This is a genomic window from Microbacterium sp. MYb64, assembly GCF_002979495.1.
Classification (GTDB): Bacteria; Actinomycetota; Actinomycetes; order Actinomycetales; family Microbacteriaceae; genus Microbacterium; species Microbacterium azadirachtae_A.
This window is the reverse complement of record NZ_PCOW01000019.1, coordinates 20,716-45,363: the sequence shown is the minus strand read 5'-3', so window position 1 is coordinate 45,363 and position 24,648 is coordinate 20,716. Positions and strand designations below refer to the sequence as shown.

Here is a 24,648-nt window from a genome sequence, read left to right as displayed (position 1 = left end):
GCTCGCTCAACGACCGGGGAGCACCTGAACCGGCCTCGGATCCGCCTCGCCCCGTCGCGGCCAGTACGACATCGCGCGTTCGGCGAGGGCCGTGATCGTGAGCGACGGGTTGACGCCGGGGTTCGCGGGGACGGCGGATCCGTCCACGACCGACAGCCCTGGATGACCCCACACGCGGTGGTACGGATCGACGACGCCGTGCTCCGGGGCCTCCGAGAGCACCGCCCCGCCGAGGAAGTGGGCGGTGAGCGGGATCCCGAAGACCTCGGGCCAGGAACCCCGCGCCGACGCCGGGACGCCGGTCTCCTGCGTCATGCGGGCGGCGATCGCCTCCGCCGCGCGATGCGCCTCGGGCAGATGGCTCGGGTTCGGGGCGCCGTGACCCTGCGCGCTCGTCAGCACGTCGCGCCCGAACCGATGCCGCAGCGAGAGCGTGAGCGAGTTGTCGGCGGTCTGCATCACGAGCGCGATGATGCCCCGCTCGCTCCAGCGCCGCAGCGTGCCGAGTCGGAACTGGCGGATCGGATGGCGCACGACGGCGCCGAGCAGCGCGCCCAGCCGTCGGTGCAGCGGCACATCCCCCGGAACGAGCACCGTCGCGAGGGCGCCCATGAGATTGGATCCCGGCCCGTAGCGCACGTTCTCCACGTGGGTGCGCTCATCGACGTGGAAGGAGGTCGTGATGGCCACGCCGTGGGCGAAGCCGGCCTCCTCGGGCACCGCGGTCGAGACCGCGCCGTCCAGCGCCTCGGAGTTGGTGCGGGTGAGTCGGCCGAGCGCATCCGGGATCCGTGGCAGGGCGCCGCTGGCCTTCATCCGGTGCAGGAGCTGCTGGCTCCCCCACGTACCGGCGGCGAGCACGACGCGCTCCGCGGTGACGGTGCGCCGCCGTCCCCGGCCCCAGGCGCCGCTGTGACGGGTGGTGACCGAGAACCCGCCTCCCGCGAGCTCGCGCACCTCGACGACGGTGCGGAGGGCCTCGATCACCGCGCCACGGCGCTCTGCGAGGGCGAGATAGTTCTTCATGAGGGTGTTCTTCGCACCGACCCGGCAGCCGACCATGCAGTTCCCGCACAGGGTGCAGCCGGTCCGCGCGGGCCCTTCGCCTCCGAAGAACGGATCCGGCACGGTCTCCCCCGGCGCGCCGAAGTACACCCCGACCGGCGCCCTGCGGAACGTCTTCGCGACGCCGAGGTCTTCTGCCGCTCCGGCCATGATCCGTTCCACCGGCCCGGTATGCGGGTAGTGCTCCACGACGCCGAGCATCCGCTTGGCCGTGGCGTAGTGCGGCGCGAGCTCCGCCTGCCACGGGGCGATGCCCGCCCACTGCGGATCGTCGAAGAAGGGCGCTCCCGGCTGATAGAGCGTGTTCGCATAGTTCAGGGACCCGCCGCCGACGCCTGCTCCGGCGAGGATCATGACGTGCGGCAGCCGGTGGATCCGCTGCACGCCGAAGCACCCGAACGCGGGGGCCCACAGGTAGCGGCGGATGTTCCAGTTCGTCTTCGCGAAGTCCTCGTCCTCGAAGCGGCGCCCGGCCTCGTACACACGGACCCGGTAGCCCTTCTCCACGAGCCGGAGCGCGGCGACCGCGCCGCCGAACCCGGATCCGATCACGACGACATCCTCGTCGAAGCCGCTCATGCCGTTCCTCCGCTCGGGACCATCACCGTCAGCGATGCCGGACGCACCCGGATCGTACACTCCTTCTCGGCGACCCGCTCGCCGTCGGCGTAGACCACGAGGTCCGGGGCCGACACCGTGATCTCCCCGACCCTTCGGTGGGCCACCTCCCGCCGCCCCAGATGATGCCCGCGCAGCAGGAGCGGGAACAGGCGCAGCAGTCTGACCCGGCCCAGCGGGGCGACGTGGACGACATCCAGCAGCCCGTCGTCGGGGCTCGCCTCGGGGCAGATCGGCATGCCGCCCCCGTAGCTCACGGTGTTGCCTACGGCGACGAGCGTGCCCGAGGCCTCCCGGGCGCTCTCGCCATCGCAGGCCAGCCGGAACCGGGTGGGGCGCAGGCGCACGACCTCCACGAGGATCGCGAGGTAGTAGCGCGCCGCGCCGCGCGGCCACCGCAGCAGATTGGTGCGGTCGCTGACCTTCGCGTCGAAGCCGAGCGCGGCGACGGTGAGGAACGGCGTGATCCTCCCATCCGCCACGATCTCGCCGACGTCGATTCGGCGACGCGCGCCGCGCAGGGCGAGGAGCGCGGCACCCGCCGGATCGCGCCGTGGCAGCCCCAGGGCTCGCGCGAAGTCGTTCCCGGTGCCGGCCGGCACGAGAGCCACCGGCACCTCGGTGCCCGCGAGCTCGGACAGGATCTCCGACAGAGTGCCGTCTCCGCCGACGACGACGATCGCGTCGGGATCCGCGGCGAGAGCCGCTCCGGTGAGCCGCCGCGTGTCGGCCGCCGAGGCCCCGATGTGCACACGCACGTTCGCGCCCGCAGCGGACAGCGCCGCGGCCGCCGCATCCGCCGCAGCGGCGCCGCGCCCCTTGCCGGAGCGCGGATTGGCGATCAGCGCGATCGTCGTCACGTCTCAGGCTCCCGCGGCCCGTGCGGGGACGGGTGTCGCCGCGCCGAGCACCGCTCCGGGATTCATGATCCCCTCGGGATCGAGTTCGCGCTTGACTGCTGCGAGGATCCGCAGGCCGGTCTCGCCGATCTCCTCGCCGAGCCAGGGCGCGTGATCGCGACCCACCGCATGGTGATGGCTGATCGTGCCGCCTGCTGCCATGATGGCGTCGCCGACGCGGTGCTTGATACCGTCCCACGCCGCCAGGGCGTCGGCGCCGAGCGGCGCCAGCACGGTGAAGTAGAGCGACGCCCCTGTCGGGTAGACGTGCGAGACGTGGCACATCACGAACGCCTTGCGCCCCGCGTCGGCGAAACCGCTCTTGAGCGCGCGCGTCACCGCCTCGCGCAGCCCCTCGAGGCGCGACCAGGTCGTGGCGGTCTCCAGCGTCTCGCAGAACACGCCGGCGTCGAGCAGCGCATCGCGCAGGTAGGGCCCGTCGAATCGGGTGCGCAGCCAGTCCTCGGACGGGCCCTCGCCCGAGGAGGTGCCTCCGGCCGCCTGCAGCATCGCCGCCGTGCGCGTCCGGCGCGCAGCCACGTCGTCCCCCTCGAGCACGGTGACCACGCTCGCACCCCTCGCGAGGGCCTTGCCGATCTTGCCGACCTGGGCGAGGCTCACGCTCGTCTCCGCCTCATCCGACAGGCGGATCACCGTGGGCTCGCCGCCGAGCTGCGCCACGGCGCGCAGTGCCGCGGCACCGGTCGCGAAGTCGGGGAACGCCCATGACTCCATCACGCGCTCGACCGGCACGGGATGCACTCGCACCCTGACCTCCGTGATGACGCCGTAGATGCCTTCGGATCCGAGGAACAGCCGCACGAGGTCGGGGCCCGCCGCACTGCCCGGCGACCGTCCCAGCTCGACGTCACCGGTCGGCGTCGCGACGCGGATCCCCGTGACCATCGTGTCGAAGCGTCCGTACCCGGCCGAGTTCTGCCCCGACGACCGGGCGGCGGCGAACCCGCCGATCGTCGCGTACCGGAAGCTCTGCGGGTAGTGCCCGAGCTCCATCCCGTGCTGCGCGAGCAGCCGCTCGGTCTCCGGACCCGTGGTCCCGGCCGCCAGCACCGCCTCGGCGCTCACGGCGTCGTAGTCGAGCAGCCCGCTCATGCGGCCGAGGTCCAGGCTGACCACGGCGCGGTGGCTGCCGCGCTCGGGGTCGAGGGCGCCCACCACGCTGGTGCCGCCACCGAAGGGGATCACGGCGATGTCGCGCTCGGCAGCGAGCCGCAGGCACACGACCACCTCGTCGTGATCGCGAGGCCGCAGCACCGCGTCCGGCGCATCCTGGACCGCGTCACGGCGGCGCAGCAGGTCGGGCGTGGACCGCCCGCCGGCGTGCCGGATGCGGGGCTCCGCATCCGTCCGCACCTGATCGACCCCGAGGACCGCGGCGAAGGCGTCCGCATCCTCCGGTGTGAACGCAGAGGGGCTCAGCCGGACGTCGGCGAGGGCCACCGCGGGCTCGGGACGGCGGATCCGCCCGAGCAGAAGCGGCAGCATTGACCGCACGGCGAAGGGCAGTTCCGCTGCACGATCCGGGTCTCCCCAGCCGTTCCAGCGCATCTGCGCCGCCTCGGAGCTCGGATCGTCGGCGCCTCTGCCGCTCTCGTGAGTCATGCGTTACAGTGTGACAGATCATGACAAAACGTCAAGCGATTCCGGGGGTCGTCCTCCCCACCTGGGATGCCACGCAGACCAGGATCCTGGATGCCGCGGACGCGCTCATCGCGACCCGAGGCGTGCACGGCATGACGATCGCCGAGCTCGCCCGGCGGTCGGGCGTGAGCCGCCCGACCGTCTATCGGAACTGGTCCGATGCGGACGACGTGGTCCGGTCCGCGCTGCTGCGCCGCGTGGCCCTCATCCTCGACCGATTCCCCGCGCCGGCCACGACGCGCGTCGCGATCGTCGACGACGTCCTGCGGTTCGCCGCACTGTTCCGTGCGGATCACGTCTACCGGCACCTCCTGACCGAGGAGCCGGAGGCGTTCACCCGCTACACGCTCGAGCGGGTCGGATCCAGTCAGCGTGCGATCCTCGGATGGCTCGCCGTCGCGATCCGCGCCGCCCAGCACGATGGCTCAGTACGCGGCGACGACCCGCAGGCGATGGCGGTGATGCTGCTGCTCGTGGCGCAGTCCGCTTTGCTCTCGCAGGGGACGGTGAGCGAGCTGATCGACGAATCCTCCTTCGAACGCGAACTGCGCGCCGCCGTCGAAGGCCTGCTCCGGCCATGAGCGGATCCTCGCGGCTGACCGCGGCGCGGCGGGAGCACGAGCTCGTCCGGTCGGCGGCGGATCGGGTCGATCTGCTCGTGGTCGGCGGCGGAATCACCGGCGTCGGCGTGGCCCTGGACGCGGCGAGCCGCGGACTGTCGGTCGCGCTCGTCGAGGCGGAGGACCTCGCGTACGGCACGAGTCGCTTCAGCTCGAAGCTCGTACACGGCGGACTGCGCTACCTCGCGACCGGAGATGTCGCCACCGCCCGGGAGAGCGCGATCGAGCGCCACCTGCTGATGACCCGCATCGCACCGCATCTCATCCGCCCGATGGCGCAGCTGCTCCCGTTCTCCCCCGCCGTCACGATGACGCAGCGCGCCACGGGTGTCGTGGGCTTCGCGCTCGGGGATCTGCTGCGCCTGCGGGTGCGCACGCCCCATGCCGTGCTTCCGGCACCGCGGTTCGTCAGCGCGCGCACCGCCGCGCGGATGGCGCCCTCCGTGCAGACCGACCGGCTGCGGGGCGCGGTGCTCGCAGCCGACGGGCAGCTCGTCGACGATGCCAGGCTCGTCGTCGCCGTGGCGCGGACCGCTGCGTCGCTCGGCGCACGGATCCTCACCCGGGTGCGCGCGCTCGGACTGCGCCATGACGGCGCATCCCTCGAGGATGCGCTCACCGGGGAGCGGTTCGACATCCGTGCTCGCGCGGTCGTGAACGCCACGGGCGTCTGGGCCGGAGCGCTCGACGACTCGATCCGCATGCGCCCGAGTCGCGGAACACACATCGTTCTCGACGCCGCCGCACTCGGCAATCCATCCGCGGCGCTCACCGTGCCGCACCCCGGGTCCATCAGCCGGTTCGTCTTCGCACTGCCCCAGCAGCTCGGCCGCGTCGTCGTGGGCCTCACCGACGAGGACGCGCCGGGGCCGGTCCCCTCGGTCGCGGCCCCCACGGAACCGGAGATCGCGTTCCTGCTGGACGTCCTCAACCGCGCGCTGCGGACGCCGATCCGCCGCGATCAGGTGCGCGGCGCGTACGCCGGGCTGCGACCGCTCGTCGACACGGGTGACGCCTCCACCGCGGACATCTCCCGGCGGCACCTCGTCGCCGTCTCGGAGGGCGGCTTCGTGAACGTCCTGGGCGGCAAGCTCACCACGTACCGCCGCATGGCCGAGGACGCGATGGATCGCGCCGTCGCGCTCTCGCACCTGCCCGCGGCGCCGTGCCGCACCGCAGCCCTGCCCCTGGTCGGCGCGCTGGCCTCGCCGAGCCGCCCCGGAAGCAACCTGGACTGGCGATACGGCGCCGAGGCGGGACTGGTGCTGGCTCGCGCGCGCTGCGCGGATCCCAGGGAACCCATCGCGCAGGGCATCGGCGTGACGCGAGCCGAGGTCGAGTTCGCCGTGCGCGCGGAAGGCGCCATGACCGCCGCCGACATCCTGGACCGGCGCACGCGCATCGGACTCGTGGACGACGACCGCGCCCGCGCCGAGGCCGCGGTCGCGCAGCTCGTCGCAGAGACAGTCGCGGATCCCGACTGAATCGATCACGACGTCCGCCGGGGCTTCGCGATGGACGTGAGGCTCGCCTCGCGCTATTCTTTGAACATGTTCAGTTCAGAGTCGGACGCCACTGCCAAGCCGCTCACCCCGAAGGCCGAGGCGACGAGAGCGCGGATCCGCGCGGCCGCGATGGCCTCGTTCGTCGAGCGAGGCTACCCGGACACCACGATCCGGTTGATCGCCAAGGAGGCCGGCGTCTCGGTCGGGAACGCGTACTACTACTTCCCCTCCAAGGAGCACCTGGTCCAAGAGCTCTACGACCAGCAGCAGCGGGATCACGGTGCCGCCGCGCGTCCGCGGCTGACGGGGGTGACCGGCCTCGTTGACCGACTGCGCGTGTTCTTCGAGACCGGCCTGGAGACGGTCGGCGCCTACCGCGCCGTGGCGCCGGGCTTCCTCAGCGCGATGGTCTCCCCCGACTCCCCGATCAATCCCCTGTCCGTGGAGTCGTCTCCCGCGCGCGAGATGACGATCGGTCTGCTCCGCGAGGTCGTCGAAGGCGCATCGCATCGCGTGCCGGACGACATCGTCGAGCGCCTGCCAGAGGCGATCTTCCCGATGTATCTGGCGCTCATCCTCCGGTGGACCTATGACGAGTCGCCCGACCAGGCGAAGACCACCCGCCTCCTCGATACCGGTCTCAGGCTGTTCGCCGTCGCGCTCCCGTTCCTGCGTGTCCCCGGTGTCCGCGGCGTGACGCGCGATCTCCTCGACCAGATCGCGGACGTGCGGCCATGAGCGACGAGCGGGCTGCGTCGCCGCGGACGCCCAAGAAGCCGATGGCGTTCACCACGGAGGAGTTCGTCAACGGCGCACTGCTCGCGTGGGGCCTGACCCTCCTCCTCCTGCCGGTACTGATGTTCACGGCGATGACCGTGTTCGGCTGTCCCACCTATGCATCCTCCGTCTCCTGCTCGATCTCGGACGTCTCGTCCCGCCTTCTTGGAGCGGTCATGTTCGCGGTCGTGGGCGCCGTCCTCAGCATCCCCGCATTCCTCCTCTTCGTATTTCCTGCATTTGCGCTCAACCGCATATGCGAACGCTCTGCCCACCCCGCCTTGCACGTCGCCGTCAACGCGATCCTCGGTCTCGCCGTCGGCGCGGCGGGTTCGTTCCTCGCCTTGTTGACCCTGGGGTCTGTCGGCTTGTTCCTCGTCGCTGTGCCGAGCGCCCTCGCGGGGGCGATCGCGTTCCCGCTCGCCTGGAGATTCACCGCGGCGCGGGCGCTGAACGCCGATCGCGGGATCACGGCGCGATGCGCGTGGACGTTCCCGGGGGCCGTGGCATGACTGCCCCAGAGCCTCGGCACCCCGCTCGACCGGATCTTGGAAGTGCAGCCATGAGCGACCCGCATGCGGCATCGCCGCGGACGCCCGAGGAACCCATGGCGTTCGACGGGGGAGAATTCGCCAGCGGGGCGGCACGTGCGGTTGCGCTGCACGTCGCGCTGTTCGCGATCGCCTCAGTACTGCTCGGCCTCGCCCACGGCGTGGCGAGCATGATCGATGAACCGGGTCGCGCGAGCTCCGCCCTCTCAGGCGCATTCAGCGTTTCGATGCTGGTCATGATCTACGCGGTGCCGATCAGCCTTCTCGCCTTGCTGATCGGCGTGTGCCCTGCCTACATGCTGGGTCGCTGGATGGTGCGCATCGCCGCGTTCCGCATCCACTTTCTGGCCTGGTGCGCGTTCGGCATCGTCTTCTGCGGTGCGGTGTCCTTCGCTGTGGCCCGCATCCTGCATGTGGACCAATTGACGCCGTTGCCCGCCTTCGTCATCGCCGGCTTCGTGTCGGGCGCGACGGCGATCCCGCTGGCCTGGGCGAGAACGGCATCGCTCGCGCTGCGCAAGGATCGCGGGCTCAAGCCGCTGCGGTGGTTCCGGCGCCGCCCAGGCGGCTCGGTCAGCGTCGACGTCGGGTCGCCAGGACCTGTGCAGCACGGCGACCGCTGACGGCCCGCCCTCAGCCCCGCCGGCGCTCCTCCGCGCTGTGCTCCGCCCGTACGCTCGTCACGATCTCGACCGTCCCCGTGTGCAGGGGCGCCTCGCCGGTCGGGCGAGCGATCGGAACACGGGTGCCGAGCACCTGCGCGACCACGTCCTGCGCGATCTTGCCGGCGGTGAGCCCGGCGTCCTCAAGGATCTGCTCACGGCTCGCGTGATCGATGTACTCGTCCGGCAGGCCCAGCTCGTCGACCGCGGTGTCGATGCCGGCCTCGCGGAGCACCTGACGCACGCGAGTGCCGACGCCGCCGACGCGGATGCCGTCCTCGAGCGTGATGACGAGGCGGTGCCGAGCGGCGAGCTCGACGACCGAGGGCTGCACCGGGATGGCCCAGCGCGGGTCGATCACGGTCGCGCCGATCCCCTGCGCCTTGAGTCGGTCCGCCACATCGAGGGCGAGGGTCGCGAACGGCCCGATCCCGATGAGCAGCACGTCTTCGCCCTCACCGCGGGACAGCACGTCCACTCCGTCGTGCAAGCGTTCGATCGCGGGGATCTCCGCAGCCACTGCGCCCTTCGGATAGCGGATCACGGAGGGCGCGTCGTCGACGGCGACGGCCTCCTCCAGCTCCTCGCGCAGGCGCTCGGCGTCGCGGGGCGCCGCGATGCGGATCCCCGGCACGATCTGCAGCATCGAGAGGTCCCACAGGCCGTGGTGGCTGGGGCCGTCGGGGCCGGTGACGCCGGCCCGATCCAGCACGAACGTCACTCCGGCGCGGTGCAGCCCGACGTCCATCAGCACCTGATCGAACGCGCGGCCCATGAACGTCGCGTACAACGCGACGACCGGGTGCAGGCCGCCGTAGGCGAGGCCCGCAGCCGCGGTGACCGCATGCTGCTCCGCGATGCCCACGTCGTAGACGCGGTCGGGGAAGCGCTCGGCGAACGGCGCGAGCCCGGTGGGACGCAGCATCGCCGCGGTCATCGCGATGACCTCGGGCCTGCGCGCGCCGAGGTCGACGAGCGCCTCGGCGAACACGTCGGTCCACCCCGTGCCGCTCGCGGCGAGGGGCGTTCCCGTCTTCGGGTCGATCTTGTTGACCGCGTGGAACTGGTCGGCCTCGTCATCGAGCGCGGGCTGATAGCCGCGCCCCTTCTCGGTGATGACGTGCACGATGACCGGCGCGCCGTAGTCCTTCGCGAGCTGCAGCGCCTCCATCAGCGAGGGGATGTCGTGGCCGTCGACGGGACCCAGGTACTTGATGTCGAGGTTGGAGTACAGCTCCTCGTTGTTCGAGAAGCGCGAGAGGAAGCCGTGCGTACCGCCGCGGACGCCTCGGTAGAACGCACGGCCCACGGGCCCGAAGGCTCGGAAGAAGCGATCGGACTTGCGATGCAGGTCGCGGTAGACGCCCGCCGTTCGCACGCGGTTCATGTACCGCGCCATGCCGCCGATCGTGGGCGCGTAGGAACGGCCGTTGTCGTTGACGACGATCACGAGATTGCGCTCGTTGTCGTCCGAGATGTTGTTGAGCGCTTCCCAGGTCATGCCACCGGTGAGCGCCCCGTCGCCGACGACCGCGACGACGTGACGATCTTCCCGGCCCGTCGCCGTGAAGGCCCGGGAGATCCCGTCAGCCCAGCTCAGCGAACTCGAGGCGTGCGAGGACTCGACGACGTCGTGCGGGCTCTCCGAACGCTGCGGGTAGCCGGCCAGTCCCCCGCGCGAGCGCAGCGCGGAGAAGTCCTGACGCCCGGTGAGCAGCTTGTGCACGTAGGACTGATGCCCGGTGTCGAAGATGATCGGGTCGTCCGGCGAGGAGAACACCCGGTGCAGAGCGATCGTGAGCTCGACGACCCCGAGATTCGGCCCCAGGTGTCCGCCGGTGCGGGCGACGTTCTCGATCAGGAACGATCGGACCTCCGCGGCCAACTCGGCGAGCTGCTCGGGGGTGAGCCGATCGAGGTCGCGGGGACCGGAGATACCGGGAAGGATCGCCACCGTGTCTGCCTCCTGAAGCCAATAGAGAGCGACGGGCCGGAGCCCGCAGCACCGATCCAGCCTACCGAGCATTGCTCCCGGGCCGCTGGAGATCCGCCGCATCCGGGCCGACGTAGTGGCCGATCGGCCGCAGCCTCAGCGGGGCGCGCCCGTACTCGTCCTGCGCATGCGCGCACCAGCCCGCGGAACGCGCAACGGCGAACACCGTCTCCCCCGCGTCGGCGGGCATCTCCCAGGCCAGCGCCATGACGGCCAGCCCCAGATCGACGGTGGGATGAAGACCGGTCCTGGCACGCACGACGGTCACGATCTGCTCTGCCACCTGCAGCGCCGCCTCCGCCCGCGGATCCGCGGTCTCCCGCATCAGTCGCAGCAGCAGCCGGGCCCGCGGATCCCCCTCCGGGTACAGCAGTTGGCCGAATCCCGGGATCCCCGCCCCACCGAGTCGTGTCGCGGTCGCGACCGCCGCGGCAGGATCCGCGCCGTCCTGCACCTGTCGCAGGAGGGCGTGCACCGCGACGCTCACCGCACCGTGCAGGGCGGAGTCGAGCGCGCCGAAACCGGCTGCCACGACGGCGTAGGGATGCGCACGCGCGGACGCCGCGGCCCGCGCGGCGAGGGTCGACGCGGCCATGTCGTGGTCGACGAGGAGTACGAGCGCGGCGTCCAGCACCCGCACCCGGGCGGGCGTCGGAGGGAGGGCGGTCAGACGGGGCCAGAGTCGCGCGGCCACCGACATGCCGGCTGCCGTCGACGCCCCGTCGATGCCCTCCTCCTCTGGGCCGAGCAGCGGGAGCGCGTCCACGAGCCCGGCGACGAGGCGGGTCGCGACTCGGGCCACCGTCTCCGGGCGGAGGTCGTAGCGCTCCGGGTCGTCTGCGGCGAGAGCCGCGACCGCGGCGAGGAGACGGCTGAAGGCGCCGGCTCCGGGCGGCAGCGCGGCGAGCACACGACTCGCCGCTGCGCTCCCCGGCCCCTCCAGCGGCGGAGCGTCCCGAGGCGGCAGATCCGTGCGCGCGAAGAGCCAGCGCACGACGGCGTCGAACCTCGGAGCCTCGCCCTCCCCCGAGACCAGCTCGTCGATCGGCACGCCGCGGATCCAGAGTTCGCCGTCCTCGATCAACGCGATGTCGGTGTCGATCACCGCGAGCGGGCTCCCGTCGGCACCGGCCGCGCGTGCTGCGCCGTGCGAGGGAGAGGTCACCCGGCGGCGAGCACGGGCGAAGCGCTCGACTTCGAGAGGATCGAAAAGGGAGCCGTGCGCTCCGCGCTCCCGTGCGATCAGCCCTCGGGAGACATAGGCGTAGAGCGTCTCGGTCCGCACGCCGAGGCGCGCCGCGGTCTGCGCCGCCGTGAGCGCGTCCATTCCCGCCGCCCCTCATTGATTCGATCAACATTGACGATTGCCGGATCCATTATGCATCGTGAGCGAAGAGCCGCATCGCGACTCCGAGCAGAACAGAGCCGCCACCCGCGACTCGCCAGAGAGGAGCCGACATGGCCATCACGATCGATCGCAACGACACGCATCTCATCGACGTCCCCCGGGGCCTCACGAACGTCGTCGTCGCAGAGACCGCGATCGGCGACGTGCGCGGCGAGGAGGGCTTCTTCCACTACCGGGGCGTTTCTGGAGTGGAGCTGGCCGCCGCGGCGCGGTTCGAGGACGCCTGGAGCCTTGTCGCGCTCGGTGCTCTGCCTCAGGACGACGCCGGCGCCGCCGCCTTCCGCGCCCGCACGACCGCGGCGCGGACGATCCCCGAGCACCTGCACGGACCGCTGTCGGCGATCGCGGCCTCGGGTCTGGATCCCATGGCCCAGTTGCGCACCGGGCTCGCTCTCGTCTCCGCGGCGGACGGACGGCGCGCCCTCTACGACGAGACCGACGAGGAGCGCGTCGACGACACGATCCGTCTCGCCGCCGTCGCGCCGTCCCTGATCGCGGCACTGCACCGGTGGAGCCAGGGACAGGATCCGATCGCGCCGGACCCGGAGCTCGACCCTGTCTCCGACTACCTGCGCATGCTCACGGGCACCGCGCCCGACGCCCGTCTCGCCACCGCCCTCGCCACGTATCTGACCGCAGCGATCGATCACGGCTTCAACGCCTCGACGTTCACGGCGCGGGTGATCGCATCGACCGGGGCCGACCTCGCCTCGTGCGTCGGCGGCGCACTCGGCGCCCTATCGGGACCACTGCACGGCGGCGCACCCGCGCGCACGCTGGACATGCTGGACGAGATCGGTGTCCCGGAGCACGCGGAGGCATGGGTGCGCGAGCGCGTGCAGAACGGCGGGCGGATCATGGGCTTCGGGCACGCGGTCTATCGCACGGAGGATCCCCGCTCCCGGCTGCTGCGTGGCGTCGTCCAGCAGCTTCGCACCGACGGACTGGCCTCGGACCGCGTCGACCTCGCCGTGACGGTGGAGCAGACCGTGCTGCGAGTGCTGGACGAGCTCAAGCCCGGCCGCGCTCTGCGCACGAACGTCGAACTGTACGCCGCGGTCGTCATGGAGGCGTGCGGAATCCCTCGGGAGCTGTTCACCCCGACCTTCGCATCGGCGCGCCTGATCGGCTGGGGTGCGCACGCCTGCGAGCAGGTGCAGGACGGCAAGATCCTCCGCCCCTCGTCCCGGTACGTGGGACCGACCGCCTGAGGTCGCGAGTGACGGGAGAACCGATGCCGATCAGCCGCGTCCGATGACGGTGGTCGTGTCGATGTCGATGCCGTCACCGTTCGCGTCGACGGGACGCAACGGGGCGATGGGCCGACCGGCCCCATCCACGAGGACCGAGTGCGCCTCGCCCGGCGCGAACATGTGCCGCTCTCCCCACTGACGCATCGCCACGATGACGGTGAAGAGGTCACGGCCGACGTCGGTGAGCACGTAGACCTGGCGGCGCCCGGAGGCTGCCGGCTCCTGCCGGAGGATCCCGCGATCGACGAGGCGACGGAGCCGGTCTGTGAGGATGTTGCGCGCGACCCCGGTGCGCTGCAGGAAGTCGGTGAACGATCGTGCACCGTCCATCGCGTCGCGGATGATCAGCAGGCTCCACCGGTCGCCGACGACGTCGAGAGTGCGCGCGACCGGACAGGTGGGGTCGGTCCAGGACGCCTCGTGGGCGTGGGCAGTCGGGTTCATCGCGCCTCCTGATGAGTTGCAGATCGCAATCAGTCTGCCGTAGTCTCCGATCAGTTGCAATTCACTACTGATTGGAGAACAGGTGCGCATCACGTCAGGCCAGAGGATCCTGCTCGCAGTGGTCTGCGGCGTCGCTGTCGCGACGATCTACGTCGCACAGCCGGTGCTCGCGCAGATCGGGCGAGATCTGGGCGTGCCGGAGCCCCAGGTGGGCTGGATCGTGGCCGCCGGACAGGTCGGCTACCTGGTCGGCCTGGCTGTTCTCGTCCCCCTCGGCGACATGCGGGATCGACGCCGGCTCATCGGGATGCAGCTGCTCCTCGCCGCTGCCGGCACGCTGATGGCGGCGTTCTCCCCCACGTGGTGGATGCTGCTCGTCAGCCTCGCCGTCACCGGCCTGTTCGCGGTCGTCGTGCAGACCACCGTCGCGTTCGCGGCCGATCTCTCGAGCCCGGCAGAGCGGGGTCGCACACTCGGGACCGTCACGTCCGGTGTCATCCTGGGGATCCTCGGTGCGCGAGTGCTCGCCGGCGTCGTCGCGGACCTCTGGGGCTGGCGAAGCGTCTACGTCGGGCTGACCCTGCTGCTCCTCGCGCTCTCTCTGTTGGTCCTGAGGCGGCTGCCTGCGGACCAGCGGTCGCATCGGGAGACCTATCGTGGCGTGCTGACCTCACTCGGGCGGCTCTTCCGCGAACCGCTCTTCGTCTCGCGCGGGTTGATCGCGTTCTTCCTGTTCGCGTCCTTCGGCACCCTCTGGAGCGGACTCGCTCTGCCGCTGTCCGACGATCCCTGGCAGCTGGCCCCAGCCCAGATCGGCGCGTTCGGCGTCGCCGGGCTCGTCGGAGCGCTGGGGGCGATGCGCGCCGGCCGATGGGCGGATGCGGGTCGAGCAGACCTGGTGACCGGCGTCTCGCTCGCCCTGCTCGCGGTGTCGTGGCTCGCGTCTGCGCAGGCGCCCTGGTCGCTGCTCCTGGTGATCGTCGGCGTCATCGTCCTGGACTTCGCGGTCCAGGCGGCACATGTCAGCAATCAGAGCCTTCTCACTGCCGCCTACCCGCACCAGACCAGCAGCGTCATCGGCGGCTACATGATCTTCTACTCGCTCGGCTCCGCGCTCGGTGCGACCGCCACCACCGCGATCTACGCGGCGGCCGGATGGAGCGGATCCGCCGTTCTCGGCGCCGCCTTCGCGCTCGGCGGCCTGCTCACCTGGGTGCTCAGCCGTCGCACGGTCGCGAACGCGCGACGCGACGTGCGACGGATCCCGCCCTCCGCGCGAACCGAGAGCGACACGCCGCCGAAGGCAGCCCCTGGAGAGCGTTGATCGCGGAACGACCGCAGGTCTATGCTCAGCGACAAGCGAGCACGGGGACGCGAGCAATCGTCTCCGTGCACCGTAGGACAGGCGGACCCTACCCGTCCGCCGGTGCGCTCGGGCATTCCACGATTCTGGATCCGAGAGGACGAACGTGAACGCGCAGACACCGGCATCTCGTACCGCAGGACGGCGAACGGCGCTGATCGTCGCCGGCGCAGCCGTCATCGCGCTGGTCGTGGCCATCGGCTGGATCATCTGGCGCCCGGCCGGCGCGGCCGCGCCCGCGGCGAACGCATCAACCGCACCTCCGACCGTCCAGAACGAACGCGTCGACGCGATCGTCCGCGACGCGATGAAAGCCGACAGCCTCAAGGCGGTGATCGTGCGGGTCACGGTCGACGGCAAGGTCGTGGCCATGCAGGCGTACGGGGACTCGATGACCGGGGTCCCCGCCACCACCGACATGCATTTCCGCAACGGCGCCGTGGCATTCCAGTACGTCTCCACGCTGCTCCTGGAGTACGTCGACGAGGGCAAGATCACCCTCGACGACACCGTCGACAAATGGATGCCCAGCCTGCCCGAGGCGAACAAGGTCACCCTCAGGATGCTGACGAACCAGACCACGGGCTACCCCGATTTCGAGACGGATCCGGGGTGGACCGCGGCCTACAACGCCGACCCGTTCCACGAGTTCACGTTCGAGGAGCGATTGAAGGACGCGTTCAATCGTCCCCAGCAGTTCGAGCCCGGCACCAACTGGAGCTACGCGCACACCAACTTCATGATCCTCGGCCACATCCTCTCGATGATCGGCGGCGCTCCCCTGGACCAGCTGCTGCAGAAGAAGGTCCTCGGCCCGATGGGCCTGACGCAGACCGCGGGCTACACCACGGCGACCGTCCCGGAACCAGTGCTGCACGCCTACAGCTCGGAACGCCGCGTGGCCCTGGGCATCCCTCCGACGATGCCCTTCACCGAAGAGTCGACCTTCTGGAACCCCGCCTGGGGCACCCCGATCGGTGCGGCAGAGACGACGACGATCACCGACATGGCGACGACCGCGGTCGCCGTGGGCACCGGCAAGCTGCTCTCCTCGAAGAGCTTCCATGAGATGACCGACTCGAAGCTCATCGGCTTCGGGACGCCGCTGCCCGCCTGCGCCGGATCCTGCTTCACCCAGGTGAACGGCTACAACTACGGACTCGGAGTGGTGAGATCCGGATCCTGGCAGCTGCAGAATCCGCTGCTCAGCGGGTACAGCGCCACCGAGGCGTATCTGCCGTCGAAGAAGATGGCGGTCGCGGTGGCCACGACCTTCCTGCCCGGCGCCTTCGACGCGAATGGCATCTACGACAACTCAAGCGATCGGCTGTTCCGGCAGATCGCGACGGAGCTCGCCCCGGATGACCCGCCACCGCCGCTGCCTGCGAAGAAGAACTGACGCACCCTCGCGACGTCTGCATGATCGCGCGACGAATGCACGATGGATTCGGCGATCAGGCCCTGCACGTGTCGCGAGGTCGTGCAAGTGTCGCAGGTCACGTCGGCAGCAGGGACACGCGAACGGGGCCGGCTCCCGAAGGAACCGGCCCCGACTCGTGCGCGTGGATCAGACCAGCGAACGCAGCACGTACTGCAGGATGCCGCCGTTGCGGTAGTAGTCGGCCTCACCCGGGGTGTCGATGCGGACGACCGCGTCGAACTCGATGGGCTGCTTGCCCTCGGGCGAGAACTCGCTCGGGGTCGCGGTGACCTTGACCGTCTTAGGGGTGGTGCCGTTGTTCAGCTCCTCCAGGCCCGCGATCGAGACGATCTCGGTGCCGTCGAGGCCGAGCGACTCCCACGACTCGCCTGCCGGGAACTGCAGCGGGACGACGCCCATGCCGATCAGGTTCGAGCGGTGGATCCGCTCGAAGCTCTCGGTGATGACCGCCTTGACGCCGAGGAGGTTGGTGCCCTTCGCCGCCCAGTCACGGGAGGATCCGGATCCGTACTCCTTGCCGCCGAAGATCACCAGCGGGGTGCCCTGCTGCTGGTAGTTGGTCGAGGCGTCGAAGATGTACGCCTGCGGGCCACCGGCCTGGGTGAAGTCGCGGGTGAAGCCGCCCTCGATCTGCTGACCGTCGTTGACCGCCTTGACCAGCGCGTTCTTCAGGCGGATGTTCGCGAACGTGCCGCGGATCATCACCTCGTGGTTGCCGCGACGGGAGCCGAAGGAGTTGAAGTCCTTCTGCGCGACGCCGTGCTCCGTGAGGTACTGGGCCGCGGGCGTGCCGGCCTTGATGTTGCCGGCCGGGGAGATGTGGTCGGTGGTCACCGAGTCGCCGAGGGTCGCCAGCACGCGTGCGCCGCTGATGTCGGTGACGGGAGCCGGAGTCGCCTCCATGCCGTCGAAGTACGGCGCCTTGCGCACGTAGGTCGAGTCGGCGTCCCACTCGAAGATCGGGCCGGTCGGCGTGGGCAGGCTCGTCCAGCGCTCGTCACCGTCGAACACCGTGGCGTACTGCTTGATGAACTGGTCGCGCGAGATCGACGAGTCGATGATCTGCTGCACCTCGGTCGGGTCGGGCCAGACGTCCTTGAGGAACACGTCGTTGCCGTTGCCATCGGTGCCCAGCGCCTGGGTGTCGAAGTCGAAGTTCATCGACCCGGCCAGGGCATAGGCCACGACCAGCGGAGGGCTGGCGAGGTAGTTCATCTTCACGTCGGGGCTGATCCGGCCCTCGAAGTTGCGGTTGCCGGAGAGGACGGCCGTGACCGCGAGGTCGTGCTCGTTGATCGCAGCGGACACCTCGTCGATCAGCGGACCGGAGTTTCCGATGCAGATCGTGCAGCCGTAGCCGACCGTGTAGAAGCCGAGGCCCTCGAGGTCCTTGTCGAGGCCGGACTTCTCGTAGTAGTCGGTGACGACCTTGGAACCGGGGCCGAGCGTGGTCTTGACCCACGGCTTCTGCTTCAGTCCCTTGGCGAGGGCGTTGCGGGCCAGAAGACCGGCGGCGATCATGACCGACGGGTTGGACGTGTTGGTGCACGACGTGATCGCCGCGAGCGTCACAGCGCCGTTGTCGAGGATGTACTTCTGCCCGTCCGGCGTCTTCACCTTGACCGGCTTGGAGGCGGCCTTCGGGGAACCCGAGGAGAGCGTCGGGATCTCGTTGGTCTCGACCTCCTCGCCGGGGACGGATCCGGGATCCGACGCGGGGAAGGAACCAGAGTCCGCGATGTCGATCGGGCCGGTCGCGTAGTTCAGGATGTCCTTCTCGAACTGAGCCTTCGACTCGGACAGCAGGATGCGGTCCTGCGGGCGCTTCGGGCCGGCGATCGAGGGGACGACCGTCGAGAGGTCGAGCTCGAGGTACTCGCTGAAGCTGGGCTCGTTCGCGGCGTCGTGCCAGAGCTTCTGCTCCTTCGCGTACGCCTCGACGAGGGCCACGGCCTGCTCGTCGCGCCCGGTCAGACGGAGGTAGTCGAGAGTGACGTCGTCGATCGGGAAGATCGCGGCGGTCGAGCCGAACTCCGGCGACATGTTGCCGATCGTGGCGCGGTTGGCCAGCGGCACGGAGGCCACGCCGGCGCCGTAGAACTCGACGAACTTGCCGACCACACCGTGCTTGCGGAGGATGTCGGTGATCGTGAGCACGACGTCGGTCGCGGTGACGCCGGCCGGGATCTCACCGGTCAGCTTGAAGCCGACGACGCGCGGGATGAGCATCGACACGGGCTGGCCGAGCATCGCGGCCTCGGCCTCGATGCCGCCGACGCCCCAGCCCAGCACGCCAAGGCCGTTGACCATGGTGGTGTGCGAGTCGGTGCCGACGCAGGTGTCGGGGTAAGCGCGCAGCACGCCGTCGACGGAGCGGTCGTAGATGACCTTCGCCAGGTGCTCGATGTTGACCTGGTGCACGATGCCGGTGCCCGGGGGGACGACCTTGAAGTCGTCGAAGGCGGTCTGGCCCCAGCGCAGGAACTGGTAGCGCTCGCCGTTGCGCTCGTACTCGATCTCGACGTTGCGCTCGATCGCGTCGGGGCGTCCGAAGAGATCGGCGATCACGGAGTGGTCGATGACCATCTCGGCCGGCGACAGCGGGTTGATCTTGTTCGGGTCGCCGCCGAGTGCCGTGACGGCCTCGCGCATGGTGGCGAGGTCGACGATGCAGGGCACACCGGTGAAGTCCTGCATGACGACGCGCGCCGGCGTGAACTGGATCTCCGTGTCGGGCTGAGCCGCGGGGTCCCAGGAGCCGAGAGCCTCGATCTGAGCCTTCGTCACGTTCGCGCCGTCCTCGGTGCGAAGCAGGTTCTCCAGGAGGACCTTGAGGCTGAACGGGAGCTTCTCGAAACCTTCGACCGTGTCGATCCGGAAGATCTCGTAGTCGGTGCTGCCGACCGTCAGGGTGCTCTTGGCACCGAAGCTGTTCACCGTGGACACGGATCCGTCTCCTTCTGTTCGGATGGAAGCGACAGGCGACTCCATCTTGCTCGCCCGCTCCCCCGCGCGGCTAGCAAGGCGGGCCTTACCAGTCTGCTCCCGCGGACTAGCGAGCGAAAGGTGTCGATTTATCTTGACGTCAAGATAAATCTAGCACGGCGACCGGCGCGCGGACTCACTCCTGGCGCGTGTCGGCGTCCGGCTTCGGCGGGTACAGCGCGCGCACCAGCAACCACGTGACGGCGACCATCGGCGCGAACAGCGGCAGACCCATCACGAGCTTCAGCGTGCCCAGCGCCTGCACGTTCCCGGAGAAGTACAGCGGCAGCTGGACGCCGAGTCGCGCGTAGAACAGCGCGGCCCAGGCGATCGTGATCCAGAAGAACGCGCGGCGCTTGCGCTTGTCGGTCCGCCACCCGCGCACGTCGCCCATGAGGAAGCCCGCGGCGAGGCCGATGAGGGCCCATCCGACGAGCGCCGAGACGAGCAGCACGGTGCCGTAGGCGGCGTTGGTGAAGAAGCCGGGGACGAAGTTGTCCTGGCCGCGTCCCGTCCACAACGCGAGTCCCGCGGCGACGGCCACGGCGACAAGTCCGCCGAGCGCCGACGCGGCGGGCGAACGCTGCAGCAGACGGATCACCGAGAAGACCGCGGCGAGCCCGACCGACACGACCAGCGACAGCCAGAGCGGCTCCGGTCGCAGGGTGTAGATGACGAGGAACGCGGCGCTGGGCAGAACGGATTCCAGAACCCCGCGCCACCCGCCCATCGCACTCCACACGATGTGCCCGGTGCTCGCCCCGGAACTCGGGTCGATGCCCAGGCGCTGCGCGGCTCCGCCGAGCGCTGCTCCGAGGCTCTGCGCGGCGTCGGGCGCCGGTGGCGGCGCGTACTGCTCCGCGGGCGCGACGTCGGACGTGCGCTCCGGCTCCTCCGGCCGCGAGGTGCTCACGCCGTGCCGGGGGCTGCGGGCATGCGCAGCGGGATGAGGTCGCGCGGAGGCATGGGCGCCCCGCCGCGGACCACGACGATCGACCGGAACAGATCCTCGACGGCGGCCGCCGCGGATTCGTCGGACGCCGCGGCCCCGCCGATCACGCCGCGCAGGAACCAGCGCGGGCCGTCGACGCCCACGAACCGGGCGAGGCGCGTGACGGCGGTATCACCGGCGACGGCCGGGATCTCCGCCAGGAGCTCGGACCCGAGTGCGCCCTCGCGCTCGGTGACGGTGCCGCCCTGCTGGGCGATCTGCTCCTGGATCTGCGCGCGGGTCTCGTCCCAGAGGCCGCTCGTCCGCGGCGCCGCGAACGGCTGGACCTGCAGGGTCGAATCGGCGTAGTCGAGGCCCACAGCCACGATGCGCTGCGTCTGCTCCTCGACCTCGAGGCGCAGGTTCAGCCCCTCGCGCGGGAGGATCTTGATGGCGCCGAGGTCGATGTAGGGACGGACCGGGTTGGCCTCGCTCTCGTCGAACGGGCCGTCGACCGCGCGGTCGTGGACGGACGCCTCCTGGGCGTCGTCCGCGGGCTCGATCCCGGACGTGGTGTCGTCACTCATGCGTTCTCCTGGCTCTGGGTCTGATAGCCGGTGGATCCGAATCCGCCTGCTCCGCGCACCGATTCGTCCAGCGCGTCGACCGGGATGAACCGGGCTCGGGTGACGGGCATGACGATCAGCTGGGCGATCCGATCACCGACCGCGACATCGTACGCCGCATTGCTGTCCGTGTTCAGCAGGCTCACCTTGATCTCGCCGCGATAGCCCGCGTCGACCGTTCCCGGGGAGTTGACGACGGTGATGCCGTGCTTCGCGGCGAGCCCGCTGCGCGGCACCACGAACGCGGCGAAGCCCTCGGGCAGCGCGATGCTCACTCCGGTGCCCACGAGCGCCCGCTGCCCCGGCTCGAGCCGCAGGGCCTGGGTCGAGATGAGGTCGGCCCCCGCGTCGCCGGGATGGGCGTAGACGGGAAGCTGGGGCGCGATAATGGGAACGTCCACGGAATCGGTCACGGAAAGAGGCTAATGCAGAACGCAGCACGCGAAGCCGGGGCCGCATCCGCGGCCGTCCGCTACCGCGAACGTCTCGCGCCCAGTCTGTGGCTGTTCCTGGCCGCGGCCCTCGGCGGTCCCATGCTGACCCTCGTCTTCGTACCTGCCGGGTCCGGCATCGCGCTCGTCATCGGCGTGATCGCGACGCTCGCGATCATCGCGCTGATGATCGCCGGATCCCCGCGCGTCGCTGTCGAGCAGAACGTGCTGCGCGCCGGCCGCGCCTGGATCGACGCCTCCTGGCTGGGCGAGCCCGAGATCCGCACCGGCGAGGACGCCCGTCAGGCCCGCGGCCCCGGTCTCCCCGCCCGCGGCTGGCATCTCATCCGCGGCGGCATCGACGGCGTGGTCGTCGTGCCGAACACGGATCCTGCAGACCCCGCGCCGAGCTGGACGATCTCCTCCCGCACGCCGGACCGCCTGGCTGCCGCGATCGACGCGGCCCGCGCCTCGGCGCGCCCCCGGTCCTGAAACGGCACCGGCCAGGCCTGAACCGGCACCGCCGCGAACGGCCTCCGACGCGGATCCGCGTTCGCTGACGGCGGACGCCGGAGAACGCAGAACGCGCCCGGAACCGAAACGGTCCGGGCGCGAGCAGCGAAGAGGAATCAGGCCGCGCATTCCTTGCAGATCGGGCCTGTCTTGTCCTCGTGGTCGAGCTGCGAACGATGCTTCACGAGGAAGCAGCTGACACAGGTGAACTCGTCCTCCTGCGGGGGCAGCACCACGACGTCGAGCTCGACGTCGGAGAGATCGGCTCCCGGAAGATCGAATCCGCCGGGGTTGTCCGAGTCTTCGGCGTCGATCGAGCCCGACAGCTTGTCGGGGACGCGCTCCTTGAGAGCCTCGATCGACTCGCTCTCGTCTTCGCTCTTGCGCGGGGCGTCGTAATCGGTTGCCATGGGGTGGATCTCCACTTTCATCCTGCGAGTGGCGGGTGCCGGGGGTGTTCGGCGGCCCATAGTTTGCATGACATGCGTCCAAATCGCAAATGCCACTCTCTCTGCGCATCTGAACTGGCGGCACGCCCGCGATATTCCCGGCCGTGCGCGCAGTGCATGACACCATGAACCGACACTCATTCTGAGGGGCTGAAGCCATGGAACACGTCACGATCGTCGGCGCGGAAGACGACGTCCTCGTCCTCGCCACCGAGTCGGGAGAGCGATTCGCGCTCCCGATCGACGAGGTGCTGCGCGCGGAACTGCGCCGAGCCAAGGCGGGCCGCGAGGAGAAGGCGCCGCCGCTGGCCGCGAGTCCTCGCGAGATCCAGGCGCACATCCGCGCCGGAATGTCCGCCACCGAGGTGGCCGAGCTGCTCGGCGTCGCCCTCGAGGCGGTGCAGCGCTTCGAGAGCCCGGTGCTCGCCGAGCGCGAGCACATCGTCGGTCAAGCCCTCGCCGTGCCCGTGCTGATCGGCAGCGAGGTCGAGCCGGATGCGCAGCCGACCTTCGGCGTCGCGATCCGCGCCAAGCTCGCCGACCTCGCGGCCGCCGACGAGCGCTGGGCGAGCTGGAAAGACGACACGGGGTGGGTGATCAAGGTCGAGTTCCGCGCGAACGACGTCGAGCACGACGCCCGATGGAGCTTCGATCCGCGACGCAGCGCGCTCGCGCCGCTCAACGCGGACGCCACGCAGCTGTCTCGCCAGGGCGCTCTGCCCGAGGGCCTGATCCCCCGGCTCCGCGCGCTCGACAAGGATCGCTCGTCTCCGTACAAGGACGAGACCCGCTTCGACTCCGGAGCGTTCGGACCGCGTCTCGTCCCGGCCCCTGCCGCGCCCGCCGCCGCGGAGGACGACGGCGTAGCCGAGGCCCCTGAGCCGAGGTCCGCACGCCACCCGCAGACCTCGTCGAACGCCCAGGAGGCGGCCACGCGCAGCGCGTCGTTCGCTCCGTCGACGCCGTCCGACACGGCCGATCTGCTGGAGGCCCTTCGTCGCCGCCGCGGCCAGCGGGAAGCGCGCCCCTCGGTCGAGGAGGAGCCGGAGGAGACCCGCCCGCTCGCCCTGTTCGAGGCTCTGGAGCCCGGCTACGAGCCCGATCCCGAGCCCGAGGAATCCCCGGTGCCCGTGGCGATCGACGACTCAGGACCGCGGCGTCGCCGGCGCGAGATGCCGTCCTGGGACGAGATCGTGTTCGGAGCGCGCAGCGACGACTGACGCGCCGTCGGGCCGTCTGCCGTGCACCCGCGGAGAGCGCTCGGCGCGCCTGCGGTTCAGCGCGCGAACGCGCCGAAGCGGAGCAGCGGCACGCGCAGCTCTTCGGGGGTGAGCGAACCGTGCTGGCCGATCATGCCCTGCGAGCGCTGATCGTCCGCCGTGCCGTCGTACAGCGCCCACAGTCCCCGCGCCGGCACGACGAGATCGCCGACCCGCTCCCGCGCCTCCGCGGTGGGCGCGGATCCGAACAGCCCGCCCTCGACGGCCTGCGCCCGCGTGAGCACGTCCGCGGCGCCCTCGACCCCTGCGGCCCAGGTGGCAGCGATATCATCGGTGCGGGCGGGATCCTCCAGATACACGTGCAGCATGCGCGGCTCCCCCGCGATCGCCGAGACGCCGTCGTGGAGGCGACTGCCCTCGTCGAGGATGAGATGCCTGGTGCGAGGGACGTCGACCATGCCGTGGTCTGCGGTGACGAGCACACCCACGCCGTCCGGCATGCGCGCCGGGATCGCGGCATCCAGCTCTTCGAGCGCGGCGACCCACTCCGCGGACGCCATGCCGTGCTTGTGCCCTGCCTTGTCGACCTCGGGGAGGTAGCAGTACACGAGCGAGCCCTCGTGCTCCTCGGCGAGGCTCAGGGCCAGCGCCACGCGCTCCGCCGCGGTGCCTGCGGAGCGGAACGCGGCGCCGCGCAGGGTCGCCACGGAGAAGCCGCTGCCCGAGTATTCGGCGAGCCCCACGGCGAACGCCGGGCGTCCTGAATCGGACGCGGTCTCGAAGACGGTGGGCGTGCGCTGCCATTCAGCCGGATCCACGCGTGCCTTCTCCCAGCCGGAGAGCTGGTTCACGAGAACGCCCGTGCGGGGATCCCTGACCTCGTAGCCGACCAGACCGTGCCGCCCCGGATCCACTCCGGTGAGCAGGCTCGTGAGAGCGGCCGCCGTCGTGGACGGGAACACGCTGGAGAGCACGTCCTTCTTCGTCATCGCGCCGGTCAGCCGCCGGGCGTGACCCGCGTGGCCCCGCAGCGGGATCGCGCCGAGGCCGTCCATGACAACGAGCACGACCGACCGCACGGCCGGCAAAACGCCTTCACGGCCGTCCAGGGCGCCGAACAGGTCGTGCGCCACCCCGGTGATGCTCCGGGACGACGGCGGGATCGCCGGTAGCATGAGGGTCATCCGAGCCAGTCTCCCATAGAGCCAGGCACGGCTCCGGCGTCGAGAACC

At 70.6% G+C, this 24,648-nt stretch carries 22 protein-coding genes; 10 read left to right on the top strand and 12 right to left on the bottom strand.

What is annotated here, in order from left to right:
• Window positions 1–6: 6 nt before the first annotated feature.
• Genes CQ044_RS15160 through CQ044_RS15150 form a run of 3 tightly spaced genes read right to left on the bottom strand, consistent with a single transcriptional unit; the run spans window position 7 to window position 4,205 of the window.
• Window positions 7–1,644 carry a GMC oxidoreductase gene (locus tag CQ044_RS15160; RefSeq protein WP_105689234.1) on the bottom strand — a complete coding sequence of 546 codons (1,638 nt, stop codon included), beginning with the start codon at window positions 1,642–1,644 and terminating at the stop codon, window positions 7–9.
• On the bottom strand, window positions 1,641–2,543 hold the full coding sequence (locus tag CQ044_RS15155) for a diacylglycerol kinase family protein (RefSeq protein ID WP_105689233.1): 903 nt from the start codon (window positions 2,541–2,543) through the stop codon (window positions 1,641–1,643). The genes CQ044_RS15160 and CQ044_RS15155 overlap by 4 nt, the downstream gene beginning before the upstream one ends.
• A gap of 3 nt (window positions 2,544–2,546) precedes the next feature.
• Complete coding sequence (locus tag CQ044_RS15150) at window positions 2,547–4,205, bottom strand: FAD-binding oxidoreductase (RefSeq protein WP_258133335.1); 1,659 nt, start codon at window positions 4,203–4,205, stop codon at window positions 2,547–2,549.
• Between the two features lie 20 nt (window positions 4,206–4,225).
• On the opposite strand from CQ044_RS15150, the gene CQ044_RS15145 reads away from it, so the two are divergent.
• The 5 genes from CQ044_RS15145 (at window position 4,226) to CQ044_RS15125 (ending at window position 8,320) form a co-directional block, all read left to right on the top strand.
• Window positions 4,226–4,825, top strand: a complete 600-nt coding sequence (locus CQ044_RS15145; RefSeq protein WP_105689232.1) for a TetR/AcrR family transcriptional regulator — start codon at window positions 4,226–4,228, stop codon at window positions 4,823–4,825.
• Window positions 4,822–6,348, top strand: coding sequence for a glycerol-3-phosphate dehydrogenase/oxidase (locus CQ044_RS15140; RefSeq protein WP_105689231.1), 1,527 nt, complete (start codon window positions 4,822–4,824; stop codon window positions 6,346–6,348). The genes CQ044_RS15145 and CQ044_RS15140 overlap by 4 nt, the downstream gene beginning before the upstream one ends.
• Window positions 6,349–6,414: 66 nt before the next feature.
• On the top strand, window positions 6,415–7,107 hold the full coding sequence (locus CQ044_RS15135; protein WP_045273012.1) for a TetR family transcriptional regulator: 693 nt from the start codon (window positions 6,415–6,417) through the stop codon (window positions 7,105–7,107).
• Window positions 7,104–7,658, top strand: a complete 555-nt coding sequence (locus tag CQ044_RS15130) for a hypothetical protein (RefSeq protein WP_146116800.1) — start codon at window positions 7,104–7,106, stop codon at window positions 7,656–7,658. Before CQ044_RS15135 ends, CQ044_RS15130 begins: the two co-directional genes overlap by 4 nt.
• A 50-nt stretch (window positions 7,659–7,708) precedes the next feature.
• Window positions 7,709–8,320: a hypothetical protein gene (locus CQ044_RS15125; RefSeq protein WP_146116799.1), complete on the top strand. Its 612-nt coding sequence runs from the start codon at window positions 7,709–7,711 to the stop codon at window positions 8,318–8,320.
• 10 nt (window positions 8,321–8,330) lie between these two features.
• On the opposite strand, the gene dxs is transcribed toward CQ044_RS15125, so the two are convergent.
• Window positions 8,331–10,313: a 1-deoxy-D-xylulose-5-phosphate synthase gene (gene dxs / locus CQ044_RS15120; RefSeq protein ID WP_105689228.1), complete on the bottom strand. Its 1,983-nt coding sequence runs from the start codon at window positions 10,311–10,313 to the stop codon at window positions 8,331–8,333.
• A gap of 61 nt (window positions 10,314–10,374) precedes the next feature.
• Entirely contained in the window at window positions 10,375–11,679 is a 1,305-nt protein-coding gene (locus CQ044_RS15115) for a citrate synthase (protein ID WP_105689227.1), read from the bottom strand.
• A 131-nt stretch (window positions 11,680–11,810) separates the two neighbouring features.
• Here CQ044_RS15115 and CQ044_RS15110 point away from each other — a divergent pair, with 131 nt between their 5' ends.
• Window positions 11,811–12,971 (top strand): citrate synthase, encoded by a 1,161-nt coding sequence (locus CQ044_RS15110; protein ID WP_105689226.1) that lies wholly within the window; start codon window positions 11,811–11,813, stop codon window positions 12,969–12,971.
• Window positions 12,972–13,001: 30 nt separating this feature from the next.
• On the opposite strand, the gene CQ044_RS15105 is transcribed toward CQ044_RS15110, so the two are convergent.
• Window positions 13,002–13,457, bottom strand: coding sequence for a helix-turn-helix domain-containing protein (locus CQ044_RS15105; RefSeq protein ID WP_105689225.1), 456 nt, complete (start codon window positions 13,455–13,457; stop codon window positions 13,002–13,004).
• Window positions 13,458–13,539: 82 nt separating this feature from the next.
• On the opposite strand from CQ044_RS15105, the gene CQ044_RS15100 reads away from it, so the two are divergent.
• Complete coding sequence (locus CQ044_RS15100; protein ID WP_105689224.1) at window positions 13,540–14,781, top strand: MFS transporter; 1,242 nt, start codon at window positions 13,540–13,542, stop codon at window positions 14,779–14,781.
• A gap of 145 nt (window positions 14,782–14,926) precedes the next feature.
• Window positions 14,927–16,219, top strand: a complete 1,293-nt coding sequence (locus tag CQ044_RS15095; protein ID WP_219844975.1) for a serine hydrolase — start codon at window positions 14,927–14,929, stop codon at window positions 16,217–16,219.
• Between the two features lie 168 nt (window positions 16,220–16,387).
• On the opposite strand, the gene acnA is transcribed toward CQ044_RS15095, so the two are convergent.
• From acnA to dut, 4 genes are all read right to left on the bottom strand, one after another.
• On the bottom strand, window positions 16,388–19,207 hold the full coding sequence (gene acnA / locus CQ044_RS15090) for an aconitate hydratase AcnA (protein WP_105689223.1): 2,820 nt from the start codon (window positions 19,205–19,207) through the stop codon (window positions 16,388–16,390).
• Window positions 19,208–19,382: 175 nt separating this feature from the next.
• Window positions 19,383–20,159, bottom strand: coding sequence for a DUF3159 domain-containing protein (locus tag CQ044_RS15085; RefSeq protein ID WP_105689222.1), 777 nt, complete (start codon window positions 20,157–20,159; stop codon window positions 19,383–19,385).
• Entirely contained in the window at window positions 20,156–20,764 is a 609-nt protein-coding gene (locus CQ044_RS15080) for a DUF3710 domain-containing protein (RefSeq protein ID WP_045273002.1), read from the bottom strand. The genes CQ044_RS15085 and CQ044_RS15080 overlap by 4 nt, the downstream gene beginning before the upstream one ends.
• Window positions 20,761–21,216, bottom strand: coding sequence for a dUTP diphosphatase (gene dut / locus CQ044_RS15075; RefSeq protein WP_045273001.1), 456 nt, complete (start codon window positions 21,214–21,216; stop codon window positions 20,761–20,763). Before dut ends, CQ044_RS15080 begins: the two co-directional genes overlap by 4 nt.
• Before the next feature lie 12 nt (window positions 21,217–21,228).
• Between dut and CQ044_RS15070 the strand changes: the two genes are divergently transcribed.
• Window positions 21,229–21,726 (top strand): DUF3093 domain-containing protein, encoded by a 498-nt coding sequence (locus CQ044_RS15070; protein ID WP_105689221.1) that lies wholly within the window; start codon window positions 21,229–21,231, stop codon window positions 21,724–21,726.
• Between the two features lie 137 nt (window positions 21,727–21,863).
• Here CQ044_RS15070 and CQ044_RS15065 read toward each other — a convergent pair whose 3' ends face one another.
• Window positions 21,864–22,157, bottom strand: coding sequence for a DUF4193 domain-containing protein (locus tag CQ044_RS15065; protein ID WP_045272999.1), 294 nt, complete (start codon window positions 22,155–22,157; stop codon window positions 21,864–21,866).
• Between the two features lie 197 nt (window positions 22,158–22,354).
• Between CQ044_RS15065 and sepH the strand changes: the two genes are divergently transcribed.
• Window positions 22,355–23,416, top strand: coding sequence for a septation protein SepH (sepH, locus tag CQ044_RS15060; protein ID WP_105689220.1), 1,062 nt, complete (start codon window positions 22,355–22,357; stop codon window positions 23,414–23,416).
• A 56-nt stretch (window positions 23,417–23,472) separates the two neighbouring features.
• On the opposite strand, the gene CQ044_RS15055 is transcribed toward sepH, so the two are convergent.
• Entirely contained in the window at window positions 23,473–24,600 is a 1,128-nt protein-coding gene (locus CQ044_RS15055) for an alkaline phosphatase family protein (protein WP_258133334.1), read from the bottom strand.
• Between the last annotated feature and the right edge of the window lie 48 nt (window positions 24,601–24,648).